8 protein-coding genes are annotated in these 17343 nt (G+C 70.1%); 5 read left to right on the top strand and 3 right to left on the bottom strand.

Translation table 11 applies throughout. The annotated features are described in order from the left end of the window. Positions 1–38 precede the first annotated feature (38 nt). Together AB0J64_RS15475 and AB0J64_RS15470 are read left to right on the top strand one after the other, a co-directional pair. Complete coding sequence (locus tag AB0J64_RS15475; protein ID WP_364026490.1) at positions 39–9647, top strand: LamG-like jellyroll fold domain-containing protein; 9609 nt, start codon at positions 39–41, stop codon at positions 9645–9647. A gap of 51 nt (positions 9648–9698) precedes the next feature. Continuing rightward, positions 9699–10022: a hypothetical protein gene (locus AB0J64_RS15470; protein ID WP_364026487.1), complete on the top strand. Its 324-nt coding sequence runs from the start codon at positions 9699–9701 to the stop codon at positions 10020–10022. On the opposite strand, the gene AB0J64_RS15465 is transcribed toward AB0J64_RS15470, so the two are convergent. The 3 genes from AB0J64_RS15465 to AB0J64_RS15455 all read right to left on the bottom strand — a co-directional run bounded on the left by AB0J64_RS15465 (position 9997) and on the right by AB0J64_RS15455 (position 13705). After that, positions 9997–11811, bottom strand: coding sequence for a DUF2264 domain-containing protein (locus AB0J64_RS15465; protein WP_364026484.1), 1815 nt, complete (start codon positions 11809–11811; stop codon positions 9997–9999). The two genes, AB0J64_RS15470 and AB0J64_RS15465, sit on opposite strands and share 26 nt — an antisense overlap. Before the next feature lie 71 nt (positions 11812–11882). Next, positions 11883–12899, bottom strand: coding sequence for a LacI family DNA-binding transcriptional regulator (locus tag AB0J64_RS15460; protein WP_364026481.1), 1017 nt, complete (start codon positions 12897–12899; stop codon positions 11883–11885). Between the two features lie 29 nt (positions 12900–12928). Continuing rightward, positions 12929–13705 carry a sugar phosphate isomerase/epimerase gene (locus tag AB0J64_RS15455; RefSeq protein ID WP_364026478.1) on the bottom strand — a complete coding sequence of 259 codons (777 nt, stop codon included), beginning with the start codon at positions 13703–13705 and terminating at the stop codon, positions 12929–12931. A gap of 237 nt (positions 13706–13942) precedes the next feature. Between AB0J64_RS15455 and AB0J64_RS15450 the strand changes: the two genes are divergently transcribed. From AB0J64_RS15450 to AB0J64_RS15440, 3 genes are all read left to right on the top strand, one after another. Continuing rightward, positions 13943–15358, top strand: a complete 1416-nt coding sequence (locus AB0J64_RS15450) for an extracellular solute-binding protein (RefSeq protein ID WP_364026476.1) — start codon at positions 13943–13945, stop codon at positions 15356–15358. A gap of 63 nt (positions 15359–15421) precedes the next feature. After that, entirely contained in the window at positions 15422–16432 is a 1011-nt protein-coding gene (locus AB0J64_RS15445) for a sugar ABC transporter permease (protein ID WP_364026473.1), read from the top strand. Then, a complete protein-coding gene (locus AB0J64_RS15440; protein WP_364026470.1) occupies positions 16432–17331 on the top strand; it encodes a carbohydrate ABC transporter permease in 900 nt (299 codons plus the stop codon). Before AB0J64_RS15445 ends, AB0J64_RS15440 begins: the two co-directional genes overlap by 1 nt. The last annotated feature ends 12 nt before the right edge of the window (positions 17332–17343 follow it).

Here is a 17343-nt window from a genome sequence, read left to right as displayed (position 1 = left end):
GGAAACGTTGGGCCACCCGTCTTTGCGCGGCACTGACAGTGACCACCCTTGTCATCAGCGTCGCGGGCCAGGCAGCCCACGCGGCTCCCAAGGAGCCCACGCTCCCCGAGCAGCGCATGGGCTCGGCGGCGAACCGTGCCCATCAGGTGGCGGCGGACGCGACCCAGGCGCGGACCGAGCTGCCGGAGCGGGCCGCCGCCAAGCCGCCCAAGGGAGCTGTGCCCCGGGAGGCCCCGAAGTCGCCCAAGCCTGTGGCCCGGCTGTCGAACACACCGCAGCGGGTGGGTAAGGCGGCCGGCAGGCCGGGCAGCAAGGAGGTCCACGGGTTCGTCGCCGCGCAGAGCCGGGCGGTGCCCACCCTGGGCGACGCGACGTCCAAGGTCTTCCAGAACCCCGACCACACCTACACCGTGCGCACGTACTCCAGGCCAGTGCGTTATCGCACGGCCACCGGGGAGTGGGCGGACATCGACGTCAACCTGACCGGCGCGGACGGACGCTGGCGGCAGGCGGCCAACGACGTCGGGGTCGAGGTGGCCGACGACGCCGCCGACCCCAGGCTCCAATCGCTCACCTTGGACGGGGAGCACAGCCTGTCCTTCGCCCTCCAAGGCGCCAAAAGCACCAAAGCCAAGGTTTCAGGAAATATCGTGAAATACGGTGAGGTGCTGCCTGGGACGGACCTCCAGGTCGAGACCACCTGGGACGGCATCAAGGAGTCGCTCGTCCTGACGTCGCGCCAGGCCGCGACGGGTCCCTGGGACTTCCCCTTCCAGACCAAGGGCCTGACGCCGCGGAGCACGTCGCAGGGCGTGGAGTTCGTCGACGAGCAGGGCGCCGTACGGATCACCGTCCCCGCCGGATTCATGCGCGACGCCGAGGGCGCCCGCTCCGACGCGGTCCAGTACACCCTCGTCGGCGACGTCCTGCGCGTCAGCGCCGACCAGAAGTGGCTGCAGGCCAAGAACCGCGCGTTCCCGGTGGTCGTCGATCCCTCGTCGTACGTGCGCACGACCAGCGGCGCCGCCTCCGACACCTACGTCGACAACCACTCCGGCGCCAACCACTCCGGCAGCGACCAGCTCCTGGTCGGCTCCCAGGACGGCACGAAGCGCAACAACACCTACATCAACTTCAACCTCGCCTCCCAGATCCCCCACGCGTACGTGACCGGCGCCGCGCTCTTCCTCTACAACACCCTGTCGGACTCCTGCTCGGCCAACCCCGTCACGGTGAAGGCCATCACCAGCAGCTGGAACGTCGGCACGATCGCCTCCTATCCCGGCGTGACTCTCGGCGCCACCTGGGGATCGGCCAGCTTCACCGGCGGCGTCACCTGCGGCGGCGCCGGCTGGGCGTGGATCGGGATCAACAGCGCGGGCCTGTCCGCCCTGTCCGACTGGGCCAACGGCGCGGGCAACAACGGCCTGGCGCTGACCGCCGACAGCTTCAAGGAGTTCGCCAGCGCCAACTCGGCCAACCCGCCGTACCTCCAGGTGGACTACAGCCCCTGGCGAGCGCTCTACGCGATCGACTCCGGCGCCACGATCGACCCGCCGGTGACCGCCAACGGCGCCGGCAGGCTCCCCGTCACAGTGATCAACAACGGGATGAACTCCTGGGCCCCCGGCACGGTCAAGCTGGGCTACAAGGTGTACACCACCGGCGGCAGCTTCGTGGGCAGCTCCACGGCGGCCGCCGCCCTGCCCGCCACGATCGGCAACAACGGCTCGGCGAAGGTGAGCGCCACGATCGACCCGCTCAACCCCGGCTCGTACCAGATCTGCTGGGACATGGTGGCGAACGGGCAGTTCTTCTCCGACTGGGGCGTGCCCGTCTGGTGCGTGAGCCTGACCGTGGCCAACATCCCGCCCCAGGTCGACTCGATGTGGCCGGGCAACGGGTACGTGGAGTCCACACTGACGCCGGAGTTCACGGTCACCGGCCACGACGAGGACGAGTGGCCCGGCGGCGAGCTGAACTTCGTCTTCAACGTCTGCCTGGTCTCCGACCCCGGCACGTGCCCCGCGACCGGCCTGGTCAAGGGCGACTCCAACACCGGTGCGCAGAGCGCCAGCTGGGCGGTGCCGCAGGGCAAGCTCAAGTGGGGCGAGCAGTACATGTGGCAGGCCCTGGTCACCGACGGCAAGAACTCCAGCCCGGCGACCGGGTGGAGCACGTTCCGCACGGTCGTGCCGCAGCCCCTGGTCTCCTCGCACGTCTCCGACAGCGCCGGCACGGCCGCCGTCAAGGGCATCGACCCGCTGACCGGCCAGTACTCGGCCACCACCACGGACGCGAGCCTCACCACCGCCGGTCCCGCACTGGCGATCACCCGCTCGTACAGCAGCCTGAACTCCCGCGCGGGGATGTTCGGCGTGGGCTGGACCACCGCGTACGACATGAAGATCGTCACCGATCAGGACCTGACGGGCAACGTCGTGGTCACCTACCCCGACGGACGGCAGGCGCGCTTCGGCCGCAACCCCGACGGCACATACGCGCCGCCCGAGGGCCGGTCGGTGAGCCTGGTGAAGACCGAGGCGGCCTGGTTCCTCCGCGACAAGTCCGGCGGCGCGTACGTGTTCGACCCGAACGGCCGGTTGACCGGGATCTTCGACGACGACCAGCACGGCGAGTACCTCACCTACAACGGCGACGGCACTCTCGCCAAGGTCGTGAACAAGGTCAGCGGCCGCGGCCTCTACTTCACCTGGACCAGCGGGCTGGTGACCTCGGTCGCCACCGATCCCGCCCAGGGAGCGCCCGCGTGGACCTACGGCTACGGCTACGGCCTGCTCGCCCAGGTCTGCCCGCCGGGCACGACGACGGCCTGCACGAAGTACTCCTACAAGATGCTGTCGCACTACCGGACGTCCGTCGTGGACGCCGCCCCCGCGATGTACTACCGGCTCCACCAGAGCGCGACCAACGAGACCCAGCTCTTCGTCGGCCAGGACGACGCGCAGGCGGTCAACCTGGCCTACGGCGCGGCGGGCGCCCCGGCCGGGACCACGGACGGCTCGGCGACGTTCAACGGGACGAGCTCCTACCTGCGCATGCCGTACAGCATCACCGACGACACCACGTACGCGGCGGTCGGGATGTGGTTCAAGACCACCAAGGCCGGCGTCCTGTACGGCGCGCAGACGAACACGCTGGAGGACTCACGGGGCCCGCTCCCGTGGGGCTTCCTGCCGATGCTGTACGTCGGGACCGACGGGAAGCTGCACGGCCAGATGGCCGACGACGGCAGCTGCGGATCGATGGCGTCGACCGCGGCGGTGAACGACGGAACCTGGCACCACGTGGTGCTGACCTCGAGCGGAACCTGGCAGAGCCTGTACGTGGACGGGTCGATCGTGGCCAGCCGCTCCAAGCAGATCAAGGCGACCCACCTGCCGTACGCCAGCGTCGGGGCGGGCTACATGACCACCTCGGGCTGGTGCCCCGCCGCGCCTGCCGACGCGCGCGGCCACTTCACCGGCCAGATCGACGACCCCGCCTTCTACACCCACCCGCTCGGCCCCACGTCCGTCGCCGCCCAGTACGCGGCCGGGCAGTACACGGGCGCGCTGGAGACGGTCAAGCTGCCCTCGGGCAAGCTGCAGGCCACGCTCGTCCACGACACCCAGAACGACCGCGTCGCCTCGGTGACCGACGCCAATGGCGGGCAGTGGAAGGTCTACCCCGCCCAGACGCAGGCCAGTACGGAGTACTACCCGAACGCCGTCCTGGGCGCCCGCCCGCGCGAGTACTACCGCCTCGCCGAGTACTCCGGCACCAGGGCGGCCAGCGCCGCGTACGGCGACGGGCGCGACACCGACGCGACCTACCACAACGTCACCCTGAGCCAGACCGCGCCCATCTTCCTGGCCACCGGTGGAGACTCGGCCGCCGGGTTCAACGGCTCCAGCTCCTACCTGGAGCTGCCCGACGGGGAGATCAAGGGCGGCGGCGACCTCTCGGCGGAGCTCTGGTTCAAGACCGCCAAGCCCGGCGTCCTGCTCTCCTACCAGGCCCAGGCCATCACCGACCCGGCCGGGCCGCAGGCGAACTACACGCCCGCCCTGTACGTGGGGACGGACGGCAAGCTGCGCGGCCAGTTCTGGGACGGCGCCGCGATCGCGCCGATCACCACGAGCAAGACCGTGACCGACGCGAGCTGGCACCACGCCGTCCTGACGGCCTCCGGCGGCACCCAGTGGCTCTGGCTGGACGGCGCCGTGGCCGGGACCAGGTCCAAGGGGCCGGTGTCCACGGTCGCGCAGAACCACGTCTACGTCGGCGCCGGCTTCATCGCGGGCAACTGGCCCGCCAAGCCCTCGGACACCCTGGGCCACTTCACCGGCACCATCGACGAGGTGGCGCTCTACTGGAGCAGCCTGAGCACGGACGCGATCGAGGCGCACTACCGCGACGTCGCGACGTTCGGCATCCCCGCCACCACCGTGCTCGCCGCCGACCCGCGCGGCAAGGCGATGGTCTACAGCTACGACCCCCAGAACGGCGGCCGCCCGACCTCGCTGTACGACGCCTCCGGCGGCACCACCCGCTACGGCTACGACCTCAACGGCAACCTGGCCTCGGTGACCGACCCGGACGGGCACACCACCCAGCTGTACAACGACAACCGGGGCAACCCGGTCATGAAGGTGACCTGCCGGGGACCGCGCTCCTGCCAGACCTCGTACTTCACCTACTACCTGGACTCCGGCAACCCGCTGAACCCCAGGAACGACAGGCTCACCGGCGCGTTCGACGCCCGCGCCGGCGCCGGGAACGACCCGGCGCACCGCACCAGCTACACCTACGACATCTCGGGCGACCTGCTCACCGTCACCACGCCTCCCGTGGGCGGATCCGCCGACGGCCGCACCACCAGCTACGCCTACACCGACGGCACCGAGGCCGCCGTCGGCGGCGGCACCGTCCCGGACGGGCTGCTCGCCTCCGTGACCACCCCCGCCGGCAAGGCCACCCGGTACGGCTACCGCCAGAACGGCGACCTCGCCCAGGTGACGGACCCGGCCGGGCTCGTCACGAAGTACGACAACGACAGCGCCGGCCGGCCCATCACGGTGACGGAGATCTCCGACACGTTCCCGAACGGCGTCACCACCTCCATGGGGTACGACGCGCTCAACCACCTCACCGCCACGGTCGGCCCCACGACCACGGACGTGATCAGCGGCGTCAAGCACCTCCCCTGGGTCATCTACACCTATGACGTCGACGGCAACGTCACCAAGGTCGAGCAGACGGACCCGACCGGCAAGGACGTCACCCGCACCACGAGCTACACCTACGACTCCGCCGCCAGGGTCTCGTCCGTCAAGGACGCCGCGGGCAGCACCACCACCTACGGGTACGACGACTACGGCAACCTCACCAGCACCGTGGACGCCACCGGCGCCGACTACCGGCGCACCTACGGGCCGACCGGCCTGCTGCTGACCACCAGCCTGGCCAACTGGGTGGGCGACCCGCTGGACGACGACGCGCCCAAGGAACTGGTCCTCGAATCCCGCGCGTACGACCCGGCCGGGCGCCTGGCGACGGTCACCGACGCCATGGGCCGGACCACCCGCTACCGCTACTACGACGACAACCTGCTCGAATCCGTCTGGGCCGAGGGCTTCCACAACGCCGACGGGAGCACCCGGGACATCCCGCTCGAGCAGAACACCTACGACAGCGCGGGCAACCTCATCCAGCGGATCAGCGGCAACGGCAAGAGCACGACCGCCTACACCGTGGACGCCGCCAACCGGGTCACCGAGGCGCTGCTGGACCCCTCCGGCATCAAGCGCAAGACCACGTACGGCTACGACGACGACGACCACCTGATCTCCCTCGTCCAGGCGCAGAACAACGCCTACACGTGGACCTCCTTCGACCTCGACGCGCTGGGCAGGACCCTCTCCCAGAAGGTCTTCGACGGCGACAAATGGCTCACGACCTCCTGGACCAGGGACCAGCGGGGCCTGCCGCGGACGATGACCGACCCCCGTGACGCGGTGACCGACTACACCTACGACGAGGCGGGCCGGCTCACGACGACCAAGGCGCCGACGGTGGCCATCGAGCACTCGGGCGGCGCGCCGTACGACGTCAGGCCGACGACGCGGTCCGGCTACAACACCTTCGGCGACGTCGTGACGAGCGAGGACGCCGAGGGCTACCGGACCACGATCACCTACGACGGCATGAGCCGGCCGCTCGTCCTCACCATGCCCTCGTACACGCAGCTCGGCGCGGGTGCCACGGTGACCGCGGGCTCCACCACGAAGTACGACGCGCTGGGCCGCACGAAGAGCGTCGTGGACGCGCTCGGCCACGGCAACACCTACACCTACGACCAGCTCGGCAACGTGGTCGCCACCACCGACGCGGCGGGCAAGCAGTCACGGTCGGGCTTCGACGCGGCCGGGGAGTTGCTCTGGACGCGGGACCAGGCGGGCCGGCTGACCGGGGCGACGTACGACGACCTCGGCCGCCGGATCTCCACCACCGCCGTCGATCGCACACCGACCTCGGCCGGGTACACCACCACCTACGAGTACGACGACGCGGGCAACCTGACCTACGTCACCACGCCGTCGGGCGCGCGCAGCCAGTTCGGCTACAACGCGGCGGGCGAGGTCATCGTCGACGTCGACCCGCTGACCCAGGCCCGCTGGTACACCCGTGACCACGCGGGCAGGGTGACCAAGGTCCTCAACCCGGACGGCACCAGCAGCACGCTCACGTACGACGGCGCCGGCCGGGCGACCGCGCTGGCCGATCTCGACGCGGCGGGCAAACAGCTGCGGTCGATGACGATCGGCTACGACCCCGGGAGCAACCCGGTCACCGTCAACAGGCCTGGCGGCGGGGTCAGCACCTACGAGTACGACGCGCTGAACCGGCTGACCGGCCAGCACGAGAAGTCCACGTCGGCGCACACCATCACCACGACGTTCGGCTACGACGCGGTCGGCAACCGCACCCGCTTCACCGACGGCAACGGCAACGCGACCTCGTACGCCTACAACCCGTGGAACCTCCAGACGGCGATGCTCGTCCCGACGACCACGGCGTACACCACGCTCGCCGACCGCCGGACGATCACCGACTACGACGCGGCCGGCCGCCCCGTCCAGGTCACCAAGCCGGGCGGGGTCACCGTCACCCGCACCTTCGACGAGCTGAACCGGCTCACCGCGGAGACCGGCGCGGGCGCCGAGAGCGCCACGACCGCCCACAGCTTCGGCTACGACGACGTGGGCCGGCTGACCTCCGCCGGGGGCGACACCTTCGGCTACGACGACCGCGATCATCTCGTCAGTACGTCGGGACCGTCCGGCACGGCGTCGTTCACCTACGACGGCGACGGCCGCATGAAGACCCGCACCGACAAGGCGGGCACGGCCACCTACGACTACGACGCGAACAGCCGGCTCAAAACGGTCCGCGACCCGCTCACCGGCGGGACCTCGATCTACTCCTACGACTCGATGGACCAGCTCAAGGGGGTGGACTACGGCGGTGCCACCCGCTCCTTCGAGTACGACGCGCTGCACCGGCCCACCTCCGACACGCTCAAGAACACCGCGGGCGCGGTGCTGGCCGCCGTCGCCTACGGCTACGACGACGCCGACCGGCTCACCAGCAAGACCACGACCGGTACGGCGGGCGCGGGGGCCAACACCTACGGCTACGACCTGGCGGGCAGGCTGACGTCGTGGAACTCGGTCGCCTACGAGTACGACGACGCGGGCAACCGGACCAAGGCCGGCACGGCTGCCGCCGCCTACGACGCGCGCAACCAACTGGTCTCCGACGGATCGGCCGGCTACGCCTACTCGGCGCGCGGCACCCTGAAGTCCAGGACGCCGACCGGCGGGAGCGCGAGCGCCACGAGCTACGACGCGTTCGACCGGATGATCAGCGACGGCGCCGCGACCTACGCCTACGACGGGCTGGACCGGGTCGCGTCCGCCGCGGGCCGCGCGTTCAGCTACTCCGGCTTGGGCAACACCCCGGCCGCCGCGGGCGATGAGCTCTACGGCAGGGATCCGGCGGGCGACGTGGTCTCCATCGCGGGCCTGTACGCCTACACCGACCGGCACGGCGACCTCACCGCCACCTTCACCGGCGCGGGCGCGCTGACCGATTCGGTGGCCTACGACCCGTACGGGAAGGTCGTCGCCAGCTCGGGCACCAAGCGGGGCGTCGGTTACCAGGGCGGCTGGACCGACCCGGACACCGGCAAGGTCAACATGGCCGCCCGCTGGTACGACCCCGGGACCGGCGCGTTCCCCAGCAGGGACACGCTCGAGGTGGACCCGATGCCGTCGGTGAAGGGCAACCGCTTCACCTACGCGGACGGCGACCCGCTCGGCCGGATGGACCCGACCGGCCACTTCGGCTGCCCCGCCTTCGTGTGCGGCACCGCCAAGGACGTCATCAAGGTCGTCAAGGTGAACATCGCCAGGCCGGTCCTGACCGCGGCCGACTTCGTCCTCACCGGTGGCGGGGAGGTCGGCGCGGCCGCGCGCGGCTCACGGTTCTGCGGTCCGGTCTGGCTCTACTGCCTCGCGGCGGTCGGCGTCACCGCCGGCGTGGCCTACTACGCGGCGAAGTGGTGGAAGAACAACTGGTGGAAGGGGTGGCCGGACGGTAGCGGGCCGTACATCGACTCCCCGGACGGCGGCTCCTCGCCCGGCAAGGGGAAGTCCGGCGACCCGGACGGGGACGGTGACCCCGACCCGGGCAAGAACGGCTCGCCCAGGAAGACGCCCAAGGCGGACCCGCCTCCGCCTCCGCCGCCCACGCCCCAGGAGCTCGCCGACATCGCCGCGAAGACGCGCGCGACCAAGCCGGGCCCCATCGACCATGACCGGCTGCCCGGTCCTGCGGGCACCTCGCTGGCCGACGCGCTCGACAAGGGCCTCACGCACAGGGTCGACAACGCCATCGACAAGATCCTCGACAGGGTCGGCGTGACCTTCACGCCGACCGAGGCCGGGGCGGGCGACGGGCAGCCCAACGGCGGGCTCGACCCGGCACCGCACGTCGTCGGCGGGTGCTCGGGGGTGTTCGGCGCGGACGCGATGCAGGACTGCCGCGTCGATCCGGGCCCGGCCGTCCCGCAGGACCCGGCGGTGCAGCTGGACCCCTGCCGCGGCGTCACGGGCGCCGGCTCGGCCTGCCTCGCCGCAGGGGAGTCGCCACTGTCGGACGCGAGGGACGGCGGCGGCGACGGTGCGGGCACGTTCGGGGTGTCCGCCGATGACTCCTTCAGGCTGGCTCGCACCGGAGAAAGGCCGCGCTGGGGCGCCAGGCTCCCGATGAACATGGACACGGTCCGGCGGGTGGCGCAGGACTGGGACATCCGGATCGACGACCTGACCATCAGGATCGACAAGAGGATCGACGGGCTGGCCGGGGTGACCCTTCCCAACCAGGCGGTCCTGCTGCGGCGGGCGGCCTTCCGCAGCGAGGAACTGCTGGCCCGTACCCTCGCCCACGAGCGGTTCCACGTGGAGGATCTGCGCGCGGGCGGCGCCTATCCGACGTCCCAGGAAGAGGCGGAGCCGTATGAAGACCGGGCCTACGCCTTCGAGGAGGAGTGGTGGACCAACCATCCACGTAACCGGTGACGCGGGAGGAGCCGGCGGGTACGTAGGGCGGAAGACGAGAGGTGGACCCCGTTGCCGAACACCCATGACGAGGCACTCCGATGGGAGAGCTGGCTTCATGCCTACGAGCAGGCCCGTGACGAGCTGCCCGGAGCGATCTCCGGGCACTGCCCGAACTGCGGACGGGCCTGCCTCCGCCTGGTGTACCGGCTCCGGATCCCGCACCTGCTCGTCGGCGACGCCCACTTCTGGTGCGACCACTGCCTGCAGGGGCCTTACCTCGGGCGCGTCGAGATCCCCGAGGCCGCCGCGGCGGACGCGGACGAGCAGGCGTACCAGCGGGTGAGGCCCACGATCCCGGACTACAAGCTCATCCCTCCTGGGGTGTCCGAGTAGGCGCCGGGTCGAGCAGGGGCTCGACGGAATCCCACACGGGAGGCTCCGGCCACCCGCCCGCGCCCCCGCGGGCGGCCTCCAGGCCGATGACCGCGCAGGCCAGCAGGTGCTCGCCGGGCGGCAGGTCACCCGTCAGCGTGGGGATCGTGGTGTGCGGGGCGAGCACGTTGGTGCCGGGCAGGGCCGTGACGAGGGTGCCCTCCCGCCGGCCGAAGAGGTCTGCGATCACGCACAGGCCGTGCGGTGAGTCGAGCCTGGCCAGGCCGGGACCGGTGTCGACCCGGGTGGGCGGCCGGTCCCGGTCGACCGCGAAGGCGCCCTCGGCCGTGCGCAGCGCCCGCCCGGTTCTGATCCGGTGCACCCGCACGTGCCACGGGGGCAGCGCCACCAGCCAGGTCTCGATCTCCACGTCGTCCCAGGGCGTCCAGCGCGCGTACAGGACGCCGTCGGAGGCGGAGACGTCGTGCGGCAGCTCGCACGGACGCCAGCGCAGACCGTCCTCGCTGAGCGCCAGCGTGCTGTCGAAGGCGCCCTGCTCGAGCCCCAACGTCCCGGCCGGCACGCTGAAGCCGAAACGCGTGGAGTAGGCGAACTTGGCGTACTTGGCCGCGCCGTGCCGCGCCCACGGGGCGTGCTGCCCCGCGCTCAGCAGCACCACGTGCCGGCCCTCCTCGCAGCGCATCAGCGCCACGCCGGCCTCCGGCTGGGTGCTGACGTCGGGCAGCGGGGGCGCGTCGGCCTCCTTGGCGGCCCAGAACGGGTGCTCCGCGGGCAGGGCGAGCGGCAGGAACGCCTTCATGGCCCAGTACGGCGAGCCTGGCGCGTTGTACTGCTCGGCCATGTGCGGCTGCGGGTAGCCGTAGCCGATGGTGAGCAGCCCGGAGGTGTCGCGGATGGGCCGATCAGCCCACCAGCGCAGGTTCCGCAGCAGATGCCCCTTGGTCACCTCCCAGGGCAGCGCCTCGACCCCGGCGAAGGCGAGCGCCCCCCAGAACGCCGACTGCGCGAAGCGGTAGGTCAGGCTCCTGCCGAACGGGACGGCGACCCCCTCGCTGGTGAACCAGTGCTGGAAGTCGTGGGCGAACGCCGCGGCCCGCTCGCGGAAGCGCCCGGCCCTGGCCTCGTCGTCGCCGAGCGCCGCGTAGATGAGGCCGTAGTAGTGCATGGCGAACGGGATGTAGTAGTCGCGCTGCCACTTGGGCCCGTCGGTGTACCACCCGCGTCCGAGGTCGAACTCCTCCAGCCGGTCGAGTCTGGCCGCGTTGGCGTCGTGGTCGTGGGCGACCCCGACGCGGTCGAGCCCGAGCCCCACCATGACCGGGAAGCACAGCCAGTTGTTGTCGTTCGGCTCCACGGTGACCGCGTGCCGCAGCCAGGCGGCCACCGTGTCGCGCTGCCTGCCGGTCAGCGGGTCCCAGATCTGCTCGGGGGCCAGGGCGAGCGTCAGGCCGAGGGCGGCGGTCTCGACCAGCCGCTGGTTGCGGTCGAAGGCCGCGCCCCAGTAGTCGGGGTGCTCGGGGTCGGTCCCGGCGGCGAGCCCCGTGCGCCAGAGCTCCCAGTGATCGAACGCCCCGCCGCCCGCCGCCAGCGGCGCCAGCCCCCACAGCGGGCGTGCAAACGCTTCCAGCTCGGCGGCCGCATTGTCGTAGTGCGCCGTGTTGAAGCCCAGCCGCAGCCGCCCCCTGCCCGGGCTGAACCGGGAGATCAGCGGATCGACCAGGTCCAACACCTGCCGCCTCAGGTCGTCTCGGTCGTCGCCAGGCCGCCCTGCGCGGTCGTCGGTGTCCACGGGTTCTCTCTCCTCCGCTGGGAAAGCGCTTTCAGGACAGGGTTCCCGCCGTCGCCCTCACTTGTCAACAGTCAGACGGTCACCCGGGGCGGTGCGCTGCTGTCGCGGACGTGCAGTTCCATCGGCAGGCTCACCGGCTCTCCGTCGTGGCCCTCGGTCATGAGGGCCTCCAGCATCTCGGCCGCCTGCCTGCCGAGCTGCCCGCGGGGCACCGACACCGTGGTCAGGCTCGTGTGCGCCACGTGCTCCAGTGCGATGTCGTCGAACCCGACCACCGACAGATCCTCGGGCACCCGCACCCCGAGCTCGCGCATCCGGGTCACCGCCCCCAGGGCCACCAGGTCGTTGTAGGTGGTGAGCGCGGTGGCGCCGGTGCCGGCCACCTCGGCGGCGGCCTCGTATCCGGAGCGGCTGGTGGACCCGCACGGCAGGATGGTGACGGAGATGCCGAACGCCTTGGCGGCCTCCAGCGCCCTGATCCGCTCGGCGTTGGCCCAGGACACCTCGGGCCCGCTCAGGTAGGCGACCCGGCGGTGGCCCAGCTGCGCCAGGTGGCCGCAGATCAGCATCATCCCGCCGAAGAAGTCGGCGGAGATGGCAGGCGCGGCGATGCCGGGGACTATCCGGTCGAGCAGGACGAGCGGGTGGTCCCGTGCGGTCAGCGCGACGAGGTCGGCGCGCTCCATGCGGGAGGAGCAGAGCAGCACCCCGTCGCAGCTGCGCATCAGGTCCTCGACCAGGCCCTGCTCGATCGAGGGGTCGTCGTCCGACTCCATGACCATGACGCGGCGCCCGTGGGAGTGGGCGACCGCCGAGACGGCCTTGAGCACGTCGGGGAAGTAGGGGTTGGCCAGGTTGGGGACCAGCACGCCGATGGTGCCCCACTCCCCGCGGGCCAGACCCTGCGCCGCGGCGTTGGGCCGGTAGCCCAGCTGCCTGACCGCGTCGTGGACACGCTCCGCGAGCGAGGGATCGACCTTGGCCGTGCCGTTGAGCACGCGGGAGACCGTCGAGGCCGACACCCCTGCCGCCGCCCCGACGTCGCTGATCGTCACCCGTGGCGCGCGGCCCTGCCGCACATTACGCACCTGCTCCTCCTACCCCCGTGTGGCGCCCGTCAGCCGAGCAGCTCGCGCAGATGATCGAGATCCTTCCGTACGGCCGCCACCGGGTCGGCCGCCGGGTAGTGGACGTGCAGCGACAGCAGGCCGGCATAGCCGCGGGCGCGCAGCCCGGGGATGATCTCCGGCCACGGGACCACGCCACCGTCCGCGAACGGCTGCCACTCGCACACCCAGCCGTCCGCCGTGGACCGCCAGACGGCGTTCTTCACTCCCATGCAGACCATCCGGTCGCCCAGCAGATCGAAATTGAGAGCCCATGCCTCGCTGCCCTCCTTGGCCTGGTTGCCGGGGTCGGCGTAGAAGCGCACCTCGTCCAGGTCGCCGGCGAGTGCGAGGGCGAGCGAGGCGGACGGATGGATCGTACCGTGATGCAGCTGGAGTGCCAGCTTTACGCCGTGCCGGGCGGCGAGGCCGGCCAGACGGGACAGCGCGGCCCTGGACTCCTCCAGCTGGCGTCGGTATCCGGTGGCGGGGTCGTAGCGGTAGAAGCCCGCCCGCACGAGGGGGACGCCGCTCTCGCCGCAGGCCGCGATGATCCGTTCGGCGTCCGCGCCGGCGTCGAGCATGTCGGTGGTGACGATGTCGAGGGTGAGGCCGCGGCGCTCGAGCTCCGCGGCGACGACGGCGATGCCGCCGGGGTCGGCGGGGCTGACCGTCTGCCCCTCACGAACGAGGAGATCCGCTCCCTTGGCGCCCACCGAGGCCACCGCCTCGGCCAGCGAGGCGGCGTCGATGGGGCCGAAGGGCTTGGTGAAGGCGAGCAGGCGCACGCGTACTCCCAATCTCAGAAAGCGCTTGTAGCGATCGATTCAAGATGCCGGTTGACAGGCATCATGGCCGAGCATCCATCTGAAACCGCTTTCTCACAAGCCTTGAATCAGATTATGAGCCGGGGTTACTCTCGGACCCACCCCCCGGGCAAGCGCTTACCAGCTGCCCCAGCACCTCCGGCCCCTTGGGAGGGCTCCATGAAACCTCGTGGCACTACCGCGATGATCACCGCGGCCATGGCATCAGTGCTCCTGGCTGCGTGCGGCACATCGAGCAACGGCAACAGCGGCGGCGGCGGCTCGCAGACCACGCTGCAGATCTGGGACTTCTCCGCCGAACAGGTGAACTTCCACAAGGACATCGGCGCCCAGTTCACCAAGGAACATCCCGATATCAAGATCGAGTGGCGCTCGATCACCCAGAACGACTACATGAAGACGCTGCCCCTGGCCTTCCAGAGCAACCAGGCGCCGGACATGTTCTACTGGAACGCGACCGGGCTCTCCCAGCTCCTGGACCAGAAGTGGATCCGCCCGCTCAGCCCGGGCGGCACCGTCCCCGCCGACTTCGCCAAGCGCTGGCCGGACGGCTCCTTCCTGGAAGGCATCAACGTGCAGGACGGGAAGACCTACGGCTTCCCGTTCTCGGAGAACCTGTACTGGGGCTCCGGCTACATGTTCCTCAACAAGCAGGTCTTCCAGCAGGCCGGGCTGGACGTCAACAACCCGCCGAAGACCTGGTCCGACCTCAAGAACACCTGCGCGCAGATCAAGGCCAAGACCAAGGCGCAGTGCATCGCCGCCCCCACCAAGGGCGTGGACATGCAGCGGATCTGGTACGGGCTCATCAGCAGCGTCTCGACGGACGAGTTCTTCGACTACAAGACCGGCAAGTTCGACCTGACCCAGCCCGACCAGGTGAAGACCTTCGCCTTCATCCAGGAGCTCAGCAAGGCCGGGTACCTGGCGCCGGGCACCAACGACAAGAACTTCTCCCGCCAGCAGTTCGCCGCCGGGCAGGCCGGCATCATGTTCGACGGCACCTGGCTGCCGAGCGTGTGGGCCAGCCAGGGCTTCAGCAGCGACAAGTACGTGGTGGCGCCGCGCGTCGACCCTGACGGCGGGCAGACCGGCGCGGCCGGCCGCAAGTACGACACCAACAAGTACTGGGTCAGCTCGCAGACCAAGCATCCCGACGCCATGTGGACGTTCATCCAGTGGATGACCGACCCCAACGGCTACTTCGTCAAGCAGTACTACAAGAGCGCCTTCGGCACGCTGGCCTACGTCGACAACGAGAAGATGGTCACCGACCCGGCGCTCAAGCAGATCATGCAGATCGGATCGAAGCCGGGCTACCGGGTCCAGCTCCCCGTGCCGCTGCTCAAGTGCCCGGACATCGCCAAGTCCAAGGCGTACGTCAACGCGCTGGCGAAGAGCCCCGACGGGGAGTGGGAGGCCATGGGCGAGGCGCTGGTCAGCGGCCAGTCCCTGGCGACGGTGGGCGCCGCCATCGTCAAGCAGCGGCAGGCCGCCCTTGAAGAAGGGCTCAAGCAGGAGGCGGCCGCCGGCCTGAAGGTGTCGATGGACTGCTACACCTTCTCCGACTGGGACCACACCAAGGACTACACCTCCGACAAGTACCGCGGCTGACCCGGACGGCGCCGCCGGCCATCGCGTGCGGGCGGCGCCCCCTTCTCCCTCGTGAGGACATCCATGACAACCACCGGCACCGCCCTCGCCCCCGGCAGGGAGAGGGCGACGGAAGGGGACCGGTCGCCCGCCGGGCGCGCGCCCGAACGCGCCGATCACTCACGCGAGCGTGTCCGCGGCCTCGACAGGGTCTGGCTGATCGTCTTCCTGGCCCCCTTCCTCCTGCTCTACCTCGGCTTCACCATCTGGCCGCTGCTCGCGACGATCTACTACTCCTTCTTCGACTGGTCGGGCATCGGCCCGATCGACCACTTCGTCGGGGTCGGCAACTACGGCACGATCCTGGCCGACCCGCTCTTCTGGCTCTCGGTCGTCAACACGCTGATCTTCGCCCTGCTGACGACCGCCATCAAGCTCCCGATCTCGCTGCTGGCGGCGATCGTGCTCACCCGCAAGTGGCTGCGCGGCAAGCGGTTCTTCCGGACGGTGTTCTTCGCGCCGCTCATCATCCCCGTCGCCATGGCGGGCCTGGTCTTCACCTACCTGCTCAACCCGTCCAACGGCGCGCTCAACGCGATCCTGCGCGACCTCGGCCTGGTCGACCAGGGGTTCGACGTGTTCGCCAACCGGTGGAGCGCGCTGCTCGTGCTCGTGCTCGTCTCCATCTGGCAGATCTTCGGCCAGTACATGATCTACTGGATCGCGGCGCTGCAGAACGTGCCGGAGGAGGTCTACGAGGCGGCCGCCATCGACGGCGCGGGGGAGTGGAAGAAGCTCACCCGCATCACACTGCCGATGATCAAGCCGGTCGCCGTGATCATCACCCTGCTCGGCCTCGTGAACGCCATGCACGTCTTCGGGCTGGTCGTCACCCTCACCGCGGGCGGGCCCGGCACCAGCACCTACGTGGTGTCCTACTTCATCTACCAGAACGCCTTCGGCACGGTGCCGTTCGCCTACGGCTACGCCTCGGCCGCGGCCCTGCTGTTCTCGGTCATCGCCTTCGTCGTGGTCTCCGCCCAGGGCGTCGCGGTCCGCCGGGCCCAGCGGCTCAGGAAGGAGTACGGCGTCTGATGGCGACGATCACCAGGACGAACGGTACAGAGACCACCGGCACCAAGACAGACGGCACTCAGACCCCCCGGCGCAGCCAGGCCGTGCGGGCCAACCTCATCGCCCTGCCGATCCTGCTGGTCGTCGGGCTCGTGTGGGTCTATCCCTTCCTGTGGACGATCTCGGCCGCGTTCAAGACCCAGGCGGGGATGTTCACCAGCGGCGCGAGCCTCGTGCCCGACCAGCTGAACTTCGACAACTTCGTACGGGCCTGGGTCAACGCCGGGTTCTCCGGATACTTCTTCAACACGGTGCTCTACTCGGTCGCCTCGACCCTCATCGAACTGATCAAGGCGGCCCTGTGCGGCTACGTGCTGGCCAGGTACGAGTTCCCCGGCCGCACCCTGCTCTACCGGATGATCGTGGGGACCCTCTTCATCCCGGTCGCCTCGATCATCGTCCCGCAGTTCGTGCTGATCGAGAACCTCGGCCTGCTGAACACGCGGGCCGGGGTCATCCTGGCCATGTCCGGCGGCGCCGGCGCGCTCTACGTCCTGCTGTTCGTCGGGTTCTTCTCCAGCGTCCCGACCGACCTGTTCGAGGCGGCCAAGCTCGACGGGGCCGGTTTCCTCAAGACGTTCCGTCTCATCCTCCCGCTGGCCAAACCGGTCATCGCGGTGGTGGTCATCTTCCAGTTCATCAGCAGCTGGAACGAGTTCAACATCCCGCTGGTGTTCACGCTCGGACAGCCCGACCTGCAGAACCTCGCCGTCGGGATGCTGTCCTTCCAGGGCGAGCACGCCACCGACTGGACCGGGTTCGCCGCCGGCATGACGATCTCGTTCCTGCCGATGCTGATGATCTTCCTCTTCTTCCAGAACTACTTCACGCGCGGCCTGGCCGGCGCCACGAAGGGGTGACACTCCACTTGA

The organism is Nonomuraea sp. NPDC049695 (assembly GCF_040674955.1).
In the GTDB taxonomy this organism is placed as follows: Bacteria; Actinomycetota; Actinomycetes; order Streptosporangiales; family Streptosporangiaceae; genus Nonomuraea; species Nonomuraea helvata.
The sequence above is the reverse complement of the archived record's forward strand: the minus strand, read 5'-3'. Positions and strand labels throughout refer to the sequence as shown.

What these genes read in the sequence shown, in the direction of transcription:
- AB0J64_RS15450 (WP_364026476.1), top strand. Translation starts at nt 13,943, where the DNA reads ATGGCATCAGTGCTCCTGGCTGCGTGCGGCACATCGAGCAACGGCAAC.
- AB0J64_RS15445 (WP_364026473.1), top strand. Translation starts at nt 15,422, where the DNA reads ATGACAACCACCGGCACCGCCCTCGCCCCCGGCAGGGAGAGGGCGACG.
- AB0J64_RS15440 (WP_364026470.1), top strand. Translation starts at nt 16,432, where the DNA reads ATGGCGACGATCACCAGGACGAACGGTACAGAGACCACCGGCACCAAG.